Source organism: Dickeya sp. Secpp 1600 (genome assembly GCF_003049805.1).
GTDB classification, from domain to species: domain Bacteria; phylum Pseudomonadota; class Gammaproteobacteria; order Enterobacterales; family Enterobacteriaceae; genus Dickeya; species Dickeya fangzhongdai.
This window is the reverse complement of the sequence record NZ_CP023484.1, coordinates 4,004,548-4,023,469: the sequence shown is the minus strand read 5'-3', so window position 1 is coordinate 4,023,469 and position 18,922 is coordinate 4,004,548. Positions and strand designations below refer to the sequence as shown.

Here is an 18,922-nt window from a genome sequence, read left to right as displayed (position 1 = left end):
CCATCAGGAGCAAAGGTAAGTGGCAAACAGCGTCCCTGCAATTTTTCTCGACCGTGACGGTACCATTAATGTTGATCATGGCTATGTCCATGAAATCGATCAGTTCCAGTTCATTGACGGTGTGATTGACGCCTTGAATGAACTCAAAAAAATGGGCTTTGCTCTGGTGCTGGTGACCAACCAGTCAGGGATTGCCAGAGGTAAGTTTACCGAAGATCAGTTCATGCAACTGACCGAGTGGATGGATTGGTCGCTGGCCGACCGTGGTGTTGACCTGGACGGTATCTATTATTGTCCGCATCACCCTGATGCAGGTGAAGGGGAATATCGTCAACAGTGTGATTGCCGTAAACCTCAGCCAGGGATGTTTATCTCTGCGCAGCGTCATTTGCACATTGATATGGCCGCTTCTTATATGGTGGGCGATAAAGTTGAAGATATGCAGGCAGCGCAGGCAGCAGGGGTAGGAACGAAAGTATTGGTTAAAACCGGTAAACCGATCACCGAAGAAGGCGAAAAATTGGCTGATTGGCTAATAGATAGCCTGGCGGACCTGCCAAAAACGATCAAACAGCACGTAAAATAGCCGTAAGGGTGGAAAAATGCGCGAACGGAAAAAAAGATCGAGAAAGTGGTTGTGTAACCCGTTCGGATCCCTATAATGCGCATCCACTGACACGGCAACGGCGATGAGCCAGCGCGGTGTGAGGCGGAGAAAGCGAGAAAAAAGTCGTTGACTCTGAATGAGGAAAGCGTAGTATACGCCACCTCGCGACAGCAGGCTGTAAGCCGGTCGCACTGCTCTTTAACAATCAATCAGACAATCTGTGTGGGCACTCGCAGGACGCTTCACTAAAATATTTGTGAAAAGTCTTGAAGAGTGACAACAGTTAATTCATACGAACTAACAGTAAATTCTTTGAGCACGTTTTCTTCGGAAAACACATCAAACTTTAAATTGAAGAGTTTGATCATGGCTCAGATTGAACGCTGGCGGCAGGCCTAACACATGCAAGTCGAGCGGCAGCGGGGGGAAGCTTGCTTCCCCGCCGGCGAGCGGCGGACGGGTGAGTAATGTCTGGGGATCTGCCTGATGGAGGGGGATAACTACTGGAAACGGTAGCTAATACCGCATAACGTCGCAAGACCAAAGTGGGGGACCTTCGGGCCTCACGCCATCGGATGAACCCAGATGGGATTAGCTAGTAGGTGGGGTAACGGCTCACCTAGGCGACGATCCCTAGCTGGTCTGAGAGGATGACCAGCCACACTGGAACTGAGACACGGTCCAGACTCCTACGGGAGGCAGCAGTGGGGAATATTGCACAATGGGGGAAACCCTGATGCAGCCATGCCGCGTGTGTGAAGAAGGCCTTCGGGTTGTAAAGCACTTTCAGCGGGGAGGAAGGCGGCAAGGTTAATAACCTTGTCGATTGACGTTACCCGCAGAAGAAGCACCGGCTAACTCCGTGCCAGCAGCCGCGGTAATACGGAGGGTGCAAGCGTTAATCGGAATGACTGGGCGTAAAGCGCACGCAGGCGGTCTGTTAAGTTGGATGTGAAATCCCCGGGCTTAACCTGGGAACTGCATTCAAAACTGACAGGCTAGAGTCTCGTAGAGGGGGGTAGAATTCCAGGTGTAGCGGTGAAATGCGTAGAGATCTGGAGGAATACCGGTGGCGAAGGCGGCCCCCTGGACGAAGACTGACGCTCAGGTGCGAAAGCGTGGGGAGCAAACAGGATTAGATACCCTGGTAGTCCACGCTGTAAACGATGTCGATTTGGAGGTTGTGCCCTTGAGGCGTGGCTTCCGGAGCTAACGCGTTAAATCGACCGCCTGGGGAGTACGGCCGCAAGGTTAAAACTCAAATGAATTGACGGGGGCCCGCACAAGCGGTGGAGCATGTGGTTTAATTCGATGCAACGCGAAGAACCTTACCTACTCTTGACATCCAGCGAAGACTGCAGAGATGCGGTCGTGCCTTCGGGAACGCTGAGACAGGTGCTGCATGGCTGTCGTCAGCTCGTGTTGTGAAATGTTGGGTTAAGTCCCGCAACGAGCGCAACCCTTATCCTCTGTTGCCAGCACTACGGGTGGGAACTCAGGGGAGACTGCCGGTGATAAACCGGAGGAAGGTGGGGATGACGTCAAGTCATCATGGCCCTTACGAGTAGGGCTACACACGTGCTACAATGGCGTATACAAAGAGAAGCGACCTCGTGAGAGCAAGCGGACCTCATAAAGTACGTCGTAGTCCGGATTGGAGTCTGCAACTCGACTCCATGAAGTCGGAATCGCTAGTAATCGTAGATCAGAATGCTACGGTGAATACGTTCCCGGGCCTTGTACACACCGCCCGTCACACCATGGGAGTGGGTTGCAAAAGAAGTAGGTAGCTTAACCTTCGGGAGGGCGCTTACCACTTTGTGATTCATGACTGGGGTGAAGTCGTAACAAGGTAACCGTAGGGGAACCTGCGGTTGGATCACCTCCTTACCGAGCTGAAGCGCCTGCGTGGTGTCCACACAGATTGTCTGATGAAGTAAACGAGCGGTAAAACCTTATAGGCTTGTAGCTCAGGTGGTTAGAGCGCACCCCTGATAAGGGTGAGGTCGGTGGTTCAAGTCCACTCAGGCCTACCAGATTTCTCCTGATACTGCGTTGTGAAATAGCCCGCATACTGATGTATGCGCCGTCATTCCACGCCTTGTCTCAGAAGAAATTACGGGTAAAGGTTTACGTGTTGCATTCTATGGGGCTATAGCTCAGCTGGGAGAGCGCCTGCTTTGCACGCAGGAGGTCTGCGGTTCGATCCCGCATAGCTCCACCATTTACGAATGACTTCAGAGTATACTGGCGACAGTATGCTGCGAAGTATTCTGCTCTTTAACAATCCGGAACAAGCTGAAAATTTGAAACGACGGCATATGAATGTGAATTCATGTGTTGTTCGAGTCTCTCAATATACCCGCATCCCGAGACACTTTCGGGTTGTGAGGTTAAGCGACTAAGCGTACACGGTGGATGCCTAGGCAGTCAGAGGCGATGAAGGGCGTGCTAATCTGCGAAAAGCGTCGGCAAGGTGATATGAACCGTTATACCCGACGATACCCGAATGGGGAAACCCAGTGTGACTCGTCACACTATCATTAACTGAATCCATAGGTTAATGAGGCGAACCGGGGGAACTGAAACATCTCAGTACCCCGAGGAAAAGAAATCAACCGAGATTCCCCCAGTAGCGGCGAGCGAACGGGGAGCAGCCCAGAACCTGAATCGGCTTGTGTGTCAGTGGAAGCGTCTGGAAAGTCGCACGATACAGGGTGAAAGTCCCGTACACGAAGATGCACAGGCCGTGAGTTCGATGAGTAGGGCGGGACACGTGGTATCCTGTCTGAACATGGGGGACCATCCTCCAAGGCTAAATACTCCTGACTGACCGATAGTGAACCAGTACCGTGAGGGAAAGGCGAAAAGAACCCCGGCGAGGGGAGTGAAATAGAACCTGAAACCGTGTACGTACAAGCAGTGGGAGCACCTTTTGGGTGTGACTGCGTACCTTTTGTATAATGGGTCAGCGACTTATATTCTGTAGCAAGGTTAACCGTATAGGGGAGCCGCAGGGAAACCGAGTCTTAACTGGGCGTTAAGTTGCAGGGTATAGACCCGAAACCCGGTGATCTAGCCATGGGCAGGTTGAAGGTTGGGTAACACTAACTGGAGGACCGAACCGACTAATGTTGAAAAATTAGCGGATGACTTGTGGCTGGGGGTGAAAGGCCAATCAAACCGGGAGATAGCTGGTTCTCCCCGAAAGCTATTTAGGTAGCGCCTCGTGAATTCATCTCCGGGGGTAGAGCACTGTTTCGGCTAGGGGGCCATCCCGGCTTACCAACCCGATGCAAACTGCGAATACCGGAGAATGTTATCACGGGAGACACACGGCGGGTGCTAACGTCCGTCGTGAAGAGGGAAACAACCCAGACCGCCAGCTAAGGTCCCAAAGTCATGGTTAAGTGGGAAACGATGTGGGAAGGCCCAGACAGCCAGGATGTTGGCTTAGAAGCAGCCATCATTTAAAGAAAGCGTAATAGCTCACTGGTCGAGTCGGCCTGCGCGGAAGATGTAACGGGGCTAAAACCATGCACCGAAGCTGCGGCAGCGACGCTTAGGCGTTGTTGGGTAGGGGAGCGTTCTGTAAGCCGTTGAAGGTGGACTGTGAGGTCTGCTGGAGGTATCAGAAGTGCGAATGCTGACATAAGTAACGATAATGCGGGTGAAAAACCCGCACGCCGGAAGACCAAGGGTTCCTGTCCAACGTTAATCGGGGCAGGGTGAGTCGACCCCTAAGGCGAGGCTGAAAAGCGTAGTCGATGGGAAACAGGTTAATATTCCTGTACTTGGTGTTACTGCGAAGGGGGGACGGAGAAGGCTATGTCATCCGGGCGACGGTTGTCCCGGTTTAAGCGTGCAGGTGGGTGGACCAGGCAAATCCGGTCTGCTGTCAACACTGAGGCGTGATGACGAGGTACTACGGTACTGAAGTGACAGATGCCCTGCTTCCAGGAAAAGCCTCTAAGCATCAGGTAACATTGAATCGTACCCCAAACCGACACAGGTGGTCAGGTAGAGAATACTCAGGCGCTTGAGAGAACTCGGGTGAAGGAACTAGGCAAAATGGTGCCGTAACTTCGGGAGAAGGCACGCTGGGCATGGTGAAGTCCCTTGCGGATGGAGCTGAGCCCAGTCGCAGATACCAGCTGGCTGCAACTGTTTAATAAAAACACAGCACTGTGCAAACACGAAAGTGGACGTATACGGTGTGACGCCTGCCCGGTGCCGGAAGGTTAATTGATGGGGTTATCCGTAAGGAGAAGCTCTTGATCGAAGCCCCGGTAAACGGCGGCCGTAACTATAACGGTCCTAAGGTAGCGAAATTCCTTGTCGGGTAAGTTCCGACCTGCACGAATGGCGTAATGATGGCCAGGCTGTCTCCACCCGAGACTCAGTGAAATTGAACTCGCTGTGAAGATGCAGTGTACCCGCGGCAAGACGGAAAGACCCCGTGAACCTTTACTATAGCTTGACACTGAACCTTGAGCCTTGATGTGTAGGATAGGTGGGAGGCTTTGAAGTGTGGACGCCAGTCTGCATGGAGCCAACCTTGAAATACCACCCTTTAATGTTTGATGTTCTAACGTGGACCCGTGAACCGGGTTGCGGACAGTGTCTGGTGGGTAGTTTGACTGGGGCGGTCTCCTCCCAAAGAGTAACGGAGGAGCACGAAGGTTAGCTAATCCTGGTCGGACATCAGGAGGTTAGTGCAAAGGCATAAGCTAGCTTGACTGCGAGAGTGACGGCTCGAGCAGGTGCGAAAGCAGGTCTTAGTGATCCGGTGGTTCTGAATGGAAGGGCCATCGCTCAACGGATAAAAGGTACTCCGGGGATAACAGGCTGATACCGCCCAAGAGTTCATATCGACGGCGGTGTTTGGCACCTCGATGTCGGCTCATCACATCCTGGGGCTGAAGTAGGTCCCAAGGGTATGGCTGTTCGCCATTTAAAGTGGTACGCGAGCTGGGTTTAGAACGTCGTGAGACAGTTCGGTCCCTATCTGCCGTGGGCGCTGGAAGATTGAGGGGGGTTGCTCCTAGTACGAGAGGACCGGAGTGAACGCACCACTGGTGTTCGGGTTGTGATGCCAATTGCATTGCCCGGTAGCTAAGTGCGGAAGAGATAACCGCTGAAAGCATCTAAGCGGGAAACTTGCCCCGAGATGAGTCTTCCCTGGGAACTTGATTCCCCTGAAGGGACGTTCGAGACGAGGACGTTGATAGGCTGGGTGTGTAAGCGTAGCGATACGTTGAGCTAACCAGTACTAATGACCCGGGAGGCTTAACCTTACAACACCGAAGGTGTTTTGGTGAGAGAGACGAGAAAGATTCAGCTTGTTCGACGGATGGATTCTGATGGTTGTGCGGCGTGGTAGCGTGGGCATGACGGTTGGAATGAAAAGAATTTGCCTGGCGGCGAGAGCGCGGTGGTCCCACCTGACCCCATGCCGAACTCAGAAGTGAAACGCCGTAGCGCCGATGGTAGTGTGGGGTCTCCCCATGCGAGAGTAGGGAACTGCCAGGCATCAAATTATGTGTGCTGATATGGCTCAGTTGGTAGAGCGCACCCTTGGTAAGGGTGAGGTCCCCAGTTCGACTCTGGGTATCAGCACCACTTGTTTTAAATAGTGTTCGGCAAATTAAATAAAAGAATTTGTCTGGCGGCGAGAGCGCGGTGGTCCCACCTGACCCCATGCCGAACTCAGAAGTGAAACGCCGTAGCGCCGATGGTAGTGTGGGGTCTCCCCATGCGAGAGTAGGGAACTGCCAGACATCAAACAGCAAGAAAGGCCATCCATGCGGATGGCCTTTTTTCTTTTCTATGATCCGTCCTGAATAACGTTAAGACATGAGGTTCTACACGGGTAAAAGAAAGTATTGCCGCGGCACGATGGGGCACAATTCAGGTACGTTAAATGATGGCTTCTGTCCTGTTCAGGCAATGACTTTTCGAATGCCTTATGGCAAACGTTTTACTATAGAATCGCCATATTCACGGATTATATCCTTACCATATTCGCGGAATTCCCTGTTTTAATCGCAATGAAATAACCTCTGCTGTTATTTCATTGTAGAGTGACGCCGTCAGCTTAAATAATTACATGAGCCAGTTAGCCTTTGCCTGAACTACCGAGCCTGTTTTACTGTATCTGCTATAAGATAATCATTAAATAGCAGACAGGAAGGGTAACGCTTATATGGCAAATACAATAAACCCACAACAGGAAACAGAATCAACAACTATAAATACCGCCCGTCAACGCATCTGGGCGATAGTCGGCGCGTCATCGGGAAATTTGGTGGAATGGTTTGATTTTTATGTCTATTCGTTTTGTTCCCTTTATTTTGCGCATATCTTTTTCCCAACCGGTAATACCACAACGCAATTGTTACAGACCGCCGGCGTATTTGCTGCCGGATTTTTGATGCGCCCGATTGGCGGCTGGTTATTCGGCTATATCGCCGATAAATATGGCCGTAAAAAATCGATGCTGATTTCTGTGTGTATGATGTGCCTGGGATCCTTAGTGATCGCCTGCCTGCCCGGCTATGCGACGATTGGCGTCTGGGCGCCATTATTGTTGCTGATAGCGCGTTTGTTTCAGGGGCTGTCGGTCGGCGGGGAGTACGGCACCAGCGCAACCTACATGAGTGAGGTGGCGCTGGAAGGGCGCAAAGGATTCTATGCTTCATTCCAATACGTGACGCTAATCGGTGGTCAATTGCTGGCGTTACTGGTGGTGGTAATCCTGCAACAATTGCTTTCCGATACGGATTTGCGTACGTGGGGCTGGCGTATTCCGTTCGCATTGGGTGCGGCGTTGGCCGTGGTAGCGCTGTTTCTGCGTCGTTCGCTGAATGAAACCTCCGCCAGTGAAACCCGTGCCCGTAAGGATGCCGGATCGCTGCGCGCGCTGTGGCGTAATCGCAAGGCTTTCGTCATGGTGTTGGGTTTTACCGCCGGCGGTTCGTTGAGCTTCTATACCTACACCACCTATATGCAGAAATATCTGGTGAATACTGCCGGGATGAATGCCAAATCCGCCAGCGGGTTGATGACTCTGGCGCTGTTTGCTTTCATGCTGTTGCAGCCTTTGTTCGGCGCGCTGTCCGACAAAATTGGTCGTCGTAGTTCCATGCTGGTTTTTGGGGCGTTTTCGGCGTTGCTGACGGTGCCGATTCTGTCTACTTTGCAGGGCGTGACTAACCCGGTTATCGCGTTTGCTCTGGTAATGCTGGCTCTGGTGATCGTGAGCTTTTATACCTCGATCAGCGGCATTCTCAAGGCGGAAATGTTTCCTCCGGAAGTGCGCGCGCTGGGCGTTGGGTTGTCCTACGCCGTGGCGAACGCCCTGTTTGGCGGCTCCGCTGAGTATGTGGCGCTGTCGCTAAAATCGCTGGGTACGGAAGAGGCTTTCTTCTGGTATGTTTCGCTGATGGGCGCGCTGGCGTTTCTGGTTTCGCTCGGGCTGCATCACAGAGGGAAAGGCGAGACGCTCTAACGATGGGCTGCCTGCCATAAACAGTAGCCGGCCGTTGCGCCGGCTATATCCCAGGTGAAATCTTTCCAACTCCAGCCACTACCTTGCGGCCGGCTGTCGTAGGCTTCTTTGGCTGCGCCGATACTGACGGAAAACATCAATCCGAATGCGGCGCTGCGGTCGCGGCTCTGATGCTGATGTTCCACGAATTCACTGCCTGCGGCGCTTAGTAGCGCTGATGCCATGAAATGTTTCGCTTTGTCGGGCCCCGTCCACTGATCCTGCGCCATGTGCGCGCATCCTGAACAGACGGACAACAGTAATAGCAGCGCTTTGCGCATCATCTCCCCTCATGAGCTGTATACCGCCACTGGCCGAAGAAACCTGACAAAGCTTACTACAGGCATGATAATTCCCGGCAGAGCATTAACAAACTGTGCCGGGAATACGGCAGATGGTTACAAAATACGGCTGATCAGGCGATCGATGCGGATACGGCGCAGACGGCGGATAAGCTTGCGCACTTTTACCGGATATTGCGCGATACTTTGCAACTGCTGATAGTGCGTGATGATCTGGGTATGAGCGCGGATGCATTCCAGCTCTTGCTGACGCTGTACCTGTAATTCCTGCTCCGGGTCATGAATCAGAATGGCGTTTTCCAGATCCAGCCGCCAGGCGCGAGGATTGAGGTTGTTACCGGTCAGCAGTTGCCAGTTATCGTCCACCCACATGCCTTTGAGGTGAAAGCTGTTATCGCCGTCCTTCCACAGACGGATCATCAGTTGGTTGCTGTCGATGTATTTCTGCAACCGGCTCAGGAAACGACGCAGGTTGATTTCATACAGGTACGGCAGCGCGCCGATAATCCGGAACGGCTGATCTTCTGGGATGAAGAAGTCGTTTGCCGTCTTGTCGCCGATGATGATCTCGATCTGCTTGCCGTTGCGCAGCAGACGGATAATGTTGCGAACCAGCAGAGCCGGCAGATTGAAGTACGGGGTACACATCACCAAACGCTGCTCAGTGCAGTACATCAGGTGATGGATAGTCCGGTTCAGCGGGCTCTGTTTGCCCAGACCGACCAGCGGCGTCACCGTCAATTGGTGGTTGTTGTCGCCGACGCCAGGCAGCATATACGTTGCCGAACGCAATGACTGACGGAACTGGCGGATATCGTTTTTGATGTCGATGGTTTTGGGGCGAGACGAGCGGTCCAGCCGCTGCACGGCGGACGCAGCCAGCAGGTCCTGCACATAACGCGCCATCACATCAGCCAGCACGGGGTTATGAATCAGCTGATAGCGGTCATAACGGTATTTTTCATGCTGATGCAGGTAGACGTCGTTCAGACTGGCGCCGCTGTAAAGCACCGTGTCATCGATAATAAACCCTTTCAGATGCAGGACGCCCAGCGCTTCACGCGTATTGACCGGGACGCCATAAATCGGGAAGGGCGCATCATCGTACCGCTGCGCCATTTCGTAGTACCAGTCAGCGTTGGTGCTGTCGGCGGCAACGCCGATGCGGCCGCGCTGGGCGCGATGCCAGTCGACCAGTACGGTGATCTCCAGTTCCGGGCATTGGCGTTTGGCCTGATAGAGCGCCGACAGAATGCCTTCGCCGCCGTCATCGTGTTCCAGATACAGGGCTACCAGATAGATGCGTTTCTTCGCCTGCAGAATCTGTTCTGTCAGCGTAGTACGGAAAAGCGCTGGGCTGTGAAGCGTCTGGACGTCATCGGCAGACTGAGGAATTTTAGGCAGTTGTGCAAGGTGTTGTTGATATTTCGTACGCTTTAATTTTGACAACATCACAGTGCGATTCTTCTCTCATCGTGGGATGACCGCGTGGTCATAAATATACGTTAAGGCATAGCCGAATCGGGCGATGATACCACTACTTGGCAAGCGTTGTGAGCAAGTTTTACTGCCTGTAGCGAGATCCCGCCCGCATCTGCACGCCTGATTATGGCTGTGCGGACGAGTCCAGCGGCAGCTCCAGCGTCACAATACCGTCTTCCAGTTGCACATCAACGGCGAAGCCCAGTTTTTTCGCCAGCGTGACCATACCCTGATTCGTCGGCATGGTGATGCCGCTCAGACGCGCCAGACCGTGGGCGCGGGCATAGTGGATCAGTTTTTCCAGTAGTTTCCTGCCTAATCCCAGCCCTTTCAGATCGGATCGCACCAGTACGGCGAATTCCGCGTTGGTATTATCCGGGTCGGCGATGGCGCGTGTGACGCCGATGATCTCCGGCTCACCTTCCGTACCTGACCGCACAGCAATAAAAGCCATCTCACGATCGTAGTCAATTTGGGTCATATTGGCTAAATCTTCATGGGTAAATTCGTTGATTTCACTGAAATAGCGGTAATACAGATCTTCGCGGGTTACTTTGCCGATAAAATGGGCCAACAGCGGTTCGTCTTCGGGCAGGATGGGGCGGAACAGACAGGACGCGCCATCCTTGAGCCGGACGGTTTCTTCCAGTTCCTGCGGATAAGGGCGGATAGACAGACGAGACTGCGGGTCGCCGCTGAAAGGCGCCAGATGCAGCGTAACATCCAGCAGCGTGAATTCCTCGCCGGAGGCCAGCAGCGGGTGAATATCCAGACGCGAGATCTCCGGGCAATCCAGAATCAGGTTGGAAACCTGCACCAGCAACCGGCTTAGCGCCGGAATATCCAGCGGCTTGAGCGCGTTTTGGCTGCGGATTTTGCCGCTTTTCAACGCCTGAACGATTAGATAGCGCGCCAGCGCCATATTCAGCGGCGGCAAGGCCACCGCCGCCTGTGTTTCCCGACTCCATTCCATGCCGCCTTCACCCAGCATGATGATCGGACCAAAGATGGCATCCTGTTCAACCGCGATACGTAACTCCAGCGCGCCGGTACGATTAGCCATGCCCTGTACCAGCAAGCCGAGTACGCGTGCTTGCGGATTGGTATGTCTGACTCGTTCCAGCATTGCTTCCGCAGCCAGTTGCACCTCCTGAGCATTCTGCAGGTACAGCACGACGCCCTGAATTTCCGATTTATGGGGGATATCCGGGGATCGCAGTTTAAGCACGACCGGGTAGCCGATTTTTTCCGCGATGTACACCGCTTCGGTACTGTCGCCGGCAATCCAGGTTGGCAACGTATTCAGGCCATACGCCTGCAGAATCGGCTGGACCTCGTGGGTATCGAGCCGGGTGGCGCCTTCCTGCAGCGCCTGACCGATCAACCGATGCGCCTGTGCGGCATTGGCGGTGAGATCCGATGGCAGCGCCGGGGTTTCTTTCAGTTGCTTCTGGTTACGACGGTATTCGACGATATGCATGAACGCGATCACCGCGCCTTCCGGGGTGCGGTAAGTCGGGATGCCCGCCTCGTTAAACAGACGGCGCGCTTCCTGGGAAGAGAATTCACCGCACCAGTTGGTCAGCAACGTGATGCGTTTGCCGCGCGAATGTTGCTGCAACAGCTGAATAAGGCTTTCAGCGCTTTCCGTACCCGGCGCGGCGGCGCTCGGGGCGTGGATAATCAGCAACGCGTCGTAATCGTCGCTGTCCAGCAGCGCCGACAGCGCCGCCAGATAGCGTTGCGGCGTGGCGTCGTCGCGCAAGTCCAGCGGGTTGCCGACGGAGACGGTATCGGGCAACACGGCACGCAACGCCTGCTGCGTCGTCTCGCTCAGCGTCGCCAGCTTGCCCTGACGCGCAATTAACTGATCCAACGCCTGGGCGGCGGGCGATGCGCCGTTGCTGACGATCAGCAAACGCTCGCCGCGCAACGGGCGTAGGTGGCTGAGGGTTTCCACCGCCGAAAACAGTTCGTGGGTATCCTGCACCCGCAGCAGCCCGGCGCGCTGGATGGCGGCGTCGTAGGCGGCGTCCAGCCCGTGCTGGCCGTCATGCAACAGCTGTTGCGCCTGTCGGCTGCGCCCGCTTTTGATCACCAGAATCGGCTTGTTGCGGGATGCGCTGCGCGCTGCCGAGAGAAAACGCCGCGCGTCGCTGACATGCTCCAGATGCAGCAAAATAGCGCTGGTTTTACCGTCCCGCGCCAGAAAATCCAGCAGGTCGTCGACGTCAATATCCAGGCTGTCGCCGAGCGCGATAAAGTAGGAGAAACCGATGCCGCGCTGTTGCGCCCAGTCCAGTATGGTGTTGGAAACCGCCGCCGACTGGGAAATAAACGCCAGTTTGCCTTTTAGAATCGGCACCGGCGAAAAGCTGGCGTTGAGTCCCTGCCAGGGCGCCAGCAGGCCGAGGCTGTTTGGCCCCAGAAGCCGTACGGCATAGCGGGCGGCGCAGTTTTTCAATTCGGCGAATTGCGCCGGCGGCGCGGAAAGTATGATGACCGTTTTACAACCGCGCTGCCCCAGCGCTTCCAGCAGCGGCAGATTACGGTCGGCGCGGGTGCAGATAACGGCGAGATCGGGCGTCATCGGTAAGCTGGCGACATCACGGTACGCCAGTACGCCGCAGACTGCCTGATATTTGGGCGTAACCGGCAGCACCGGTCCGTTGAAGCCGCCGTCAAGCAGGTTGCGCATCATCAGAAATCCGGCTCTTCCCGGTTTTTCCGACGCGCCGATTACGGCAATCGAACGGGGCCGCAGCAGAGCCTCTAATCCGCGCTGACTCATCAGTTACTCCTGTTAGAAGACACCTGATTGATCTTAAACGTCTGTTGCCGGTTTTGCTGTGACAGTGGAAGAAATTTTCTTTTTCGCGTGATGGGCTTTGCCTGCCAGATAGTGGCGGCGAAAACGGTCGAAATGCTGCGCCAGCGCTTCGGCGGCATCGTTATCGCCGGCCTGACGCAGCAGGGCGATGGCGATTTCCGCCGTGCAGTGCTGCCCGGCGCTGCTGGCCTCCCGTAGCTGGTAGCTGGACAAAGCGCCCACGCTTAACGACAGGATCGGCAACGTATCGAGGTACGGACTTTTGCGAAACATTTTTCGCGCTTCCGGCCAGGTGCCGTCCAGCATCACGAACAGCGGCGGTTTGCCGTCGGCGGGCAGTTGGTGACAGACCTGACGGCCGCTTTCATCGTCGTCCGCCAGAAAGACCAGCCAGGGTTGATACTCTTCTGTTTGCAGGGCGGCAAGCAACGCCGGGTCCGGCTCGGTACGGGACCACAGAAAGGCATCAGTCTGCGGCAGGACATCGGCAATCAGGCGACCGGTATTACTGGGTTTCATCGGTTCGGTGTCGAACATCACCAGACAGAAGCGGCTGCGGGCGGTGCGCGGCGAGAGGGTGTCGCACAGGCAGTGGACTTCCGGCAGCAGGCAACGCTGGCAGCGGATGACACGGCAGCCGCGGGCGCGAAACGGGCGCGTGGAAAGAGCAAGGCGTTGCTGGCGCAGACGCAGGACGGCGTTACCGGTCATGATTTTCCATTAAAAAGGGACATTCTAAACGACCGGGCTGCCGACCTGAAGCCCCGCGTGTTGGCGGGGCGTCTGGTGAGGAATGATTTACAGCGATTCACTAAGCCAGCTTTCAAAAGGGGCTTTGGGCATGGCGCCGTTGAGCATATCAACCACTTTGCCGTGTTTGAACAGCATGATGGTAGGAATGCTGCGGATACGGAAGCGGGCGCTCAGGCCGGGTTCCGCTTCGGTGTTGACCTTGATGAAGCGGATTTTGCCGCCGTTTTCGTCGGCGACGCTTTCAAATACCGGGGCAAAGTTAACGCACGGTCCGCACCAGGGCGCCCAGAAATCCACGACCACCGGCAGATCGTCCTGCAACAGTTTATCCAGCGTTTCTTCAGTGGCGTTAATCACCTTGCCGCTGAACAGCGCCTGACCGCAGCGGCCGCATTTGGCGTGTTGATGATCATTGCTGCGTTCTTCTGGCAGGCGGTTGGTGGCGTTGCAGGATGCACATACCGTATTCATAAACGGGCCTCGGTAGCAAAAGGGCTGGAATCAAGTGTACTGTTGACGGAAGCGCGCCCAGCATACGCGAAGAGATCAACAGACGGTGGTGCGAAAGCAGGATAAGTATGGATAGCGGGTCGAACGCCAACAAGGCGTTTTACCCAATGGTTATAATAGTTAGTGACTTTTATGATCGGGTTGGTGGCTAAGCCGGTGGACATAGGGTAATCTTCGCGCCCAGCGCGTAGGTGGAGAACAACATGAGCGATGAATTAAGTGGAAAGAGCGGCAAAGTCCGCGTCATGTACGTCCGCAGCGAAGACGGGGACGAGAAGAACGGTAAGCAGAAACGTACGCCGGATAAGCGTCGTGGCGATGGCGACAACCGTGGCCGTAAAGGGCGAGATAGCGCGCCGCGCGGCGGGCGGGACAGAGATAATAAAGATGGCGCCGAGCGTGGCGGCAAATGGCGTAGCGAGTCGGCGGGGCGTGAGCGTCCGCGTCCACCGCGTCGCGAGCCGGTTGATCATGCGGATTCTCCGTGGAAAACGGTATCGCGCGCACCGGGAGAAGAGCCGGATCACGGCGGTATCAGCGGTAAGAGCCAGATCGATCCGGAACAGATTCGTCGCCAGCGGTCGGAAGAGACCCGCGTCTACGGAGAAAATGCCTGTCAGGCGCTGTTCCTGAGCCGTCCGGAAGCGATTGTGCGCGGTTGGTTTCTGCAGGAAGTCACGCCGCGTTTTCGTGAAGCGCTGCGCTGGATGGCGGCCAATCGTAAGGCTTACCACGTGGTGGAAGACGACGAGCTGATCCGCGCGTCCGGTACGGAGCATCACGGCGGCGTGTGTTTCCTGATCAAGAAACGTCGTGGTCTGGATGTGACGGCGTACCTGCGCGAAGCCGGGGATACCGACTGCGTGCTGGCGCTGGAAGATGTCGGCAATCCGCATAACCTGGGCGGCATCATGCGTAGCTGCGCCCATTTCGGCGTGAAAGGCGTGCTGGTGCGCGATGCATCGCAGCTGGAATCCGGCGCGGCGGTGCGCACGGCGGAAGGCGGTGCCGAGCACGTGAAAGCGATCAGCGCTGACGGTCTGGTCGATGCGCTGGCGCAGTTCCGTGCCGCCGGTTACACCATCGTCACCACCTCCAGCCACAAAGGCACGACCTTGTCGAAAGTCTCGCTGCCTGCCAAAACGGTGATTGTGCTGGGGCAGGAAGGGGATGGCTTGTCTGACAACGCCTGGCAGCAGGGCGACGTCAAAGTGTCGATTGACGGCACCGGCAACGTGGAAAGCCTGAATATCTCGGTCGCGACCGGGATCCTGCTGGCGGAATGGTGGCGCCAGAATCACGGCTAAAACCCTGAGTCGTGTGATGTCGTGCGGCAATAAAAAAGGTGGCGTAGCCACCTTTTTTGCTTTTGCGCTTTAGCTCTGCTCGGCGTGGGAAATCAGTGTGCGCCGCCAGCCGAGTGACTGCCGAATGGCGGTTTGGCGAACCACACCAGCACGATCAGCACGACGAACACCCCGGCCGACAGCCAGAAGATTTCGTTGGCGCCGATAATCAGCCCCTGCGCCGTGATCTGCTGAGCCAGATAGCTGGATACCTGCTGCTGACTCATTCCCATCGCTTCCAGTTGCTGATAGGTCTGCTGCGCCAGCGGGTTGTAGGGATTGATCACCTCGCTAAGCTGTTCGTGATGCAGCGCTTCCCGACGCTCCCACAATGTGGTGGTGATCGACGTGCCGATGGAGCCCGCCAGCGTACGGGCAAAGTTCGACAGACTGGAGGCGGCCGCCATCCGTTCCGGCGGCAGGCCGGAGAGGGTGATGGTGGTCAACGGCATGAAGAAACAGGCCACGGCGAACCCTTGCACGAACTGGGGCCAGGCGGACGCGCCGAAATCCATTGCCGGCTCAAAGGTGTAGGCTCGCCAGTAGAAACAGACCGCATACATGATGAAGCTGAACGTCACCAGACGGCGCATATCGAGCTTATGCATGAACCGCCCGATGATCGGCGAGAGAATCACCGGCATCAGGCCCACGGGAGCGGAAGCCAGCCCGGCCCAGGTGGCGGTATAGCCGAACACGACCTGCAGCAACTGCGGCAACAGTACGATGGCGCCGAAATAGAGCATGAACGCCAGGCTGGTGCACAGGCAGCCGATAGTAAAATTGCGCATTTTGAACAGCGACAGATCGACCACCGGGTGATCGTCGGTCAGCTCCCAAACCACCAGCACGGTGAGCGAAATCACCGCAACCACCGCCAGCACCACGATTTCCGTCGAGTTAAACCAGTCCAGCTCTTTGCCGCGGTCCAGCATCATCTGCAGGCAGCCAATACCCGCCGCCAGCAGAATCAGCCCAATGGTGTCGATGGGGCGAATTTCGGTTTTGGTTTCGCGCCCGCGTAGTGTCTGCAGGGTGATCAGCACCACCACGATGCCTAACGGCACGTTGATGAAGAAGATCCACCCCCAATGGTAGTTGTCGCTGATCCAGCCGCCGAGGATCGGGCCGAAGATCGGGGCAACCACCACCGTCATTGACCACAAAGCCAGCGCAATGCCTCGTTTGGCAGGCGGGTAGTTATTCAGCAGCAGGCTTTGGGACAGCGGAATGATCGGCCCGGCAACCAGACCCTGCAGCATACGGGAAACGATCAGCATTTCCAGACTGGTGGACATGCCGCACAGCCAGGAGGTCAGGGTAAACAGCACGGTGGCCCAGATAAACAGGCGCACTTCGCCGAATCGTTTGGCGAGCCAGCCGGTGATGGGGATGGAGATGGCGTTTGCCACCCCAAAAGACGTGATGACCCAGGTGCCCTGTGAGTTGGATGCGCCGAGATTCCCGGCGATGGTCGGAATAGCTACGTTGGCAATTGTCGAGTCCAGCACCTGCATGAACGTCGCCAGCGACAGGGCGATCGTCATCAGAGCCAGCGTCATGCCCTCAAGTGGTTTTCTTGTCACGCTGCTCTCCTCTGGGGTCAGCCAGCGTTGGCGCCGATGATCTGGTCGATCATCTGATCAACCGGCGTCAGATCCAGATCCAGTGCATCACTCTGATAGGCCGGTGTCGCGCGGGACGCATCGGACAGCACCTTGCCGTCGGTATTGGCGGTATCCACTTTAACCAGCATCGACAGGCCGATACGCAGCGGGTAATCGGCCAGCTGTTTCGGATCCAATTCGATACGCACCGGCAGGCGCTGTACTACCTTGATCCAGTTGCCGGTGGCGTTCTGGGCCGGCAACAGCGAGAAGGCGCTGCCGGTTCCCATGTCCAGACCCACCACTTTGCCTTTGTACACCACGCTGTCGCCATACAGGTCGCTGACGATGGCCGCCGGCTGACCGATGCGCATATTGGCTAACTGGGTTTCCTTAAAGTTGGCGTCGACCCACAGCGGAGCGGCCGGCACCACCGCCATCAGAGCGGAAGACGGGGTGACGCGCGCGCCCAGTTGCACGCTGCGGCGGGAGACATAACCATCCACCGGGCTGACGATATGGGTGCGTTTGAGCGCCAGCCAGGCGTTGCGCAGGTCAGTGGCGGCCTGAGCAATGGCGGGCTGCTGCTCTAATGGGGTATTCAGCACCAGCGCCTGAGTGGCGGCATACTGCTGTTTGGCCGCTTCCAGCGACGCTCTGGCGCTGGCGACCTGATCGCGCGCATGTTGCAGGTCTTCCCGGCCGATAGCATTGGCCCGCCCCAGCGCTTCACGGCGGTTCAGGTCGCTGATAGCCTTATCCAGCGCAATCTGCTGCAGGTCGATGTTGGCTTTGTACTGGCGGACGTTGATCATCTGCTGATGAACCTGACGCACGCTGTTGGCCAGAGTGGTTTTCGACCGTTCAAAGGCCTGCTCGGCGTCGGTTGGGTCGAGCTCTACCAGTACGTCGCCTTTTTTAACGAAGTCGGTATTGTCGACGTTGACGCGGGCGACGCTGCCGTTGACCTGCGACATAATTTGAATCTGGTTGCCTGCGACGTAGGCATCATCGGTTTCCTGATGGTGCCGCAACACCAGATACCAGTAGGCAAACCACACACAGCCAATAAAGAAAAACAGAATCATCAGCAGCGTGAGAATTCCCTTACGCGATTTTCTGGACTTCGATGGCATAGTTGGTGGAGTCTGCTTTTCCACGTTGGCACTCATGGTTCTCTCCCAGTTAAATTTCTTTTTTTTCGGCCTTTCATGGCCTTTGATTGCCTTTCATGGCGATATCGCGCGGTGACGGTTTTTTAAAAAAAACACGACTCCCCCTGCAAACCATTAAGGTTTGCAGGCAACGATGGCGATGGTCTCTGTCAGGAATGGCGACGGGCGTTAAATGCCGTCCTGATCCATTTCATCAAGACGCTGTAACAGCTTGCGCATCAGCACTTCCAACTGATCTCTTTCACTGTCTTCAAGGGCGGAGCAGAGAATATTCAGGCTTCGGTGCTGAGGCGGCAGCAGTTCGTCCAGAAAGGCTTTACCTTTCTCGGTCATGTACAGGTACAGACAGCGGCGGTCGCTGTCGCTTTCGCGTCGTTCGATCCAGCCGCGTTTTTCCAGCTCATCCGCGATGCGGGTGGCGTTGGTGCGCGAGGAACCGAGCGCCGCACTTAATTCGGAAGGCTGAATGCAGTAGTTTTCCTGCGATTCAAGCGTAAGCAGCGCCATGAACAGGGTTTCATTGATATCCTGTTCTTTCAGCATACGGTTGCGGTGTTCCAGTATTTTGGTTTGCATATGCAGGAATAAACGCAGCAGCAGGACTTCACGATAAGGGAAATCCGGGCGGCGTGAAGCCCGCATACGCAGCATGTCTTCAATTGGGGCGAATGAACTTTCCATAGATGTCAACCTTATTAATCACGACCCGTATAGTAACGAATGTTACTAATTAGGTAAATGCGAGAAACTTGTCGATTAGT

General features: G+C 55.7%; 11 protein-coding genes, 3 tRNA genes and 4 rRNA genes. 10 read left to right on the top strand and 8 right to left on the bottom strand.

What is annotated here, in order from left to right; genetic code table 11:
* Positions 1-19: 19 nt before the first annotated feature.
* From gmhB to CPA59_RS17910, 9 genes are all read left to right on the top strand, one after another.
* Positions 20-586 (top strand): D-glycero-beta-D-manno-heptose 1,7-bisphosphate 7-phosphatase, encoded by a 567-nt coding sequence (gene gmhB, locus CPA59_RS17955; RefSeq protein WP_038920043.1) that lies wholly within the window; start codon positions 20-22, stop codon positions 584-586.
* Between the two features lie 369 nt (positions 587-955).
* Positions 956-2,497: ribosomal RNA gene (locus CPA59_RS17945) — 16S ribosomal RNA — on the top strand.
* A 69-nt stretch (positions 2,498-2,566) separates the two neighbouring features.
* Positions 2,567-2,643, top strand: a tRNA-Ile gene (locus CPA59_RS17940).
* A gap of 112 nt (positions 2,644-2,755) precedes the next feature.
* Positions 2,756-2,831: transfer RNA gene (locus CPA59_RS17935), tRNA-Ala, on the top strand.
* Positions 2,832-2,998: 167 nt separating this feature from the next.
* Positions 2,999-5,904 (top strand): 23S ribosomal RNA (locus CPA59_RS17930).
* 119 nt (positions 5,905-6,023) lie between these two features.
* Positions 6,024-6,139, top strand: a 5S ribosomal RNA gene (gene rrf / locus CPA59_RS17925).
* Positions 6,140-6,153: 14 nt separating this feature from the next.
* Positions 6,154-6,229, top strand: a tRNA-Thr gene (locus CPA59_RS17920).
* A gap of 42 nt (positions 6,230-6,271) precedes the next feature.
* A 5S ribosomal RNA gene (gene rrf, locus CPA59_RS17915) occupies positions 6,272-6,387 on the top strand.
* The 16S, 23S and 5S rRNA genes sit together here with 3 tRNA genes alongside, the layout of an rRNA operon.
* A 425-nt stretch (positions 6,388-6,812) precedes the next feature.
* Positions 6,813-8,117, top strand: coding sequence for an MFS family transporter (locus CPA59_RS17910; protein ID WP_107760270.1), 1,305 nt, complete (start codon positions 6,813-6,815; stop codon positions 8,115-8,117).
* Here the strand turns inward: CPA59_RS17910 and CPA59_RS17905 are convergent.
* From CPA59_RS17905 to trxC, 5 genes are all read right to left on the bottom strand, one after another.
* Positions 8,114-8,437, bottom strand: coding sequence for a YfiM family lipoprotein (locus tag CPA59_RS17905; protein ID WP_038921106.1), 324 nt, complete (start codon positions 8,435-8,437; stop codon positions 8,114-8,116). The genes CPA59_RS17910 and CPA59_RS17905 overlap by 4 nt on opposite strands.
* Before the next feature lie 117 nt (positions 8,438-8,554).
* The gene (gene pssA, locus CPA59_RS17900) at positions 8,555-9,910 is read right to left on the bottom strand and encodes a CDP-diacylglycerol--serine O-phosphatidyltransferase (protein WP_107760268.1); all 1,356 of its coding nucleotides are present in this window, start codon (positions 9,908-9,910) and stop codon (positions 8,555-8,557) included.
* A gap of 154 nt (positions 9,911-10,064) precedes the next feature.
* Positions 10,065-12,731 carry a bifunctional acetate--CoA ligase family protein/GNAT family N-acetyltransferase gene (locus CPA59_RS17895; protein ID WP_107760266.1) on the bottom strand — a complete coding sequence of 889 codons (2,667 nt, stop codon included), beginning with the start codon at positions 12,729-12,731 and terminating at the stop codon, positions 10,065-10,067.
* A gap of 33 nt (positions 12,732-12,764) precedes the next feature.
* A complete protein-coding gene (locus CPA59_RS17890) occupies positions 12,765-13,481 on the bottom strand; it encodes a tRNA-uridine aminocarboxypropyltransferase (RefSeq protein ID WP_107760264.1) in 717 nt (238 codons plus the stop codon).
* An 87-nt stretch (positions 13,482-13,568) separates the two neighbouring features.
* On the bottom strand, positions 13,569-13,994 hold the full coding sequence (gene trxC / locus CPA59_RS17885) for a thioredoxin TrxC (protein WP_038666248.1): 426 nt from the start codon (positions 13,992-13,994) through the stop codon (positions 13,569-13,571).
* 242 nt (positions 13,995-14,236) lie between these two features.
* Between trxC and CPA59_RS17880 the strand changes: the two genes are divergently transcribed.
* The gene (locus CPA59_RS17880; protein ID WP_038920038.1) at positions 14,237-15,340 is read left to right on the top strand and encodes a tRNA/rRNA methyltransferase; all 1,104 of its coding nucleotides are present in this window, start codon (positions 14,237-14,239) and stop codon (positions 15,338-15,340) included.
* Positions 15,341-15,432: 92 nt separating this feature from the next.
* Here the strand turns inward: CPA59_RS17880 and emrB are convergent, their stop codons facing one another.
* The 3 genes from emrB to mprA all read right to left on the bottom strand — a co-directional run bounded on the left by emrB (position 15,433) and on the right by mprA (position 18,842).
* Positions 15,433-16,965, bottom strand: coding sequence for a multidrug efflux MFS transporter permease subunit EmrB (gene emrB / locus CPA59_RS17875; RefSeq protein ID WP_038920037.1), 1,533 nt, complete (start codon positions 16,963-16,965; stop codon positions 15,433-15,435).
* Between the two features lie 17 nt (positions 16,966-16,982).
* Positions 16,983-18,158 carry a multidrug efflux MFS transporter periplasmic adaptor subunit EmrA gene (emrA, locus tag CPA59_RS17870; protein ID WP_038920036.1) on the bottom strand — a complete coding sequence of 392 codons (1,176 nt, stop codon included), beginning with the start codon at positions 18,156-18,158 and terminating at the stop codon, positions 16,983-16,985.
* Positions 18,159-18,329: 171 nt separating this feature from the next.
* On the bottom strand, positions 18,330-18,842 hold the full coding sequence (gene mprA / locus CPA59_RS17865) for a transcriptional repressor MprA (RefSeq protein WP_013319204.1): 513 nt from the start codon (positions 18,840-18,842) through the stop codon (positions 18,330-18,332).
* Positions 18,843-18,922 lie beyond the last annotated feature (80 nt).

Excerpts from the sequence above, each read along its gene's own strand:
- CPA59_RS17910 (WP_107760270.1), top strand. The coding sequence starts at position 6,813 with ATGGCAAATACAATAAACCCACAACAGGAAACAGAATCAACAACTATA.
- CPA59_RS17905 (WP_038921106.1), bottom strand. The coding sequence starts at position 8,437 with ATGCGCAAAGCGCTGCTATTACTGTTGTCCGTCTGTTCAGGATGCGCG.
- pssA (WP_107760268.1), bottom strand. The coding sequence starts at position 9,910 with ATGTTGTCAAAATTAAAGCGTACGAAATATCAACAACACCTTGCACAA.
- CPA59_RS17895 (WP_107760266.1), bottom strand. The coding sequence starts at position 12,731 with ATGAGTCAGCGCGGATTAGAGGCTCTGCTGCGGCCCCGTTCGATTGCC.
- CPA59_RS17890 (WP_107760264.1), bottom strand. The coding sequence starts at position 13,481 with ATGACCGGTAACGCCGTCCTGCGTCTGCGCCAGCAACGCCTTGCTCTT.
- trxC (WP_038666248.1), bottom strand. The coding sequence starts at position 13,994 with ATGAATACGGTATGTGCATCCTGCAACGCCACCAACCGCCTGCCAGAA.
- CPA59_RS17880 (WP_038920038.1), top strand. The coding sequence starts at position 14,237 with ATGAGCGATGAATTAAGTGGAAAGAGCGGCAAAGTCCGCGTCATGTAC.
- emrA (WP_038920036.1), bottom strand. The coding sequence starts at position 18,158 with ATGAGTGCCAACGTGGAAAAGCAGACTCCACCAACTATGCCATCGAAG.
- mprA (WP_013319204.1), bottom strand. The coding sequence starts at position 18,842 with ATGGAAAGTTCATTCGCCCCAATTGAAGACATGCTGCGTATGCGGGCT.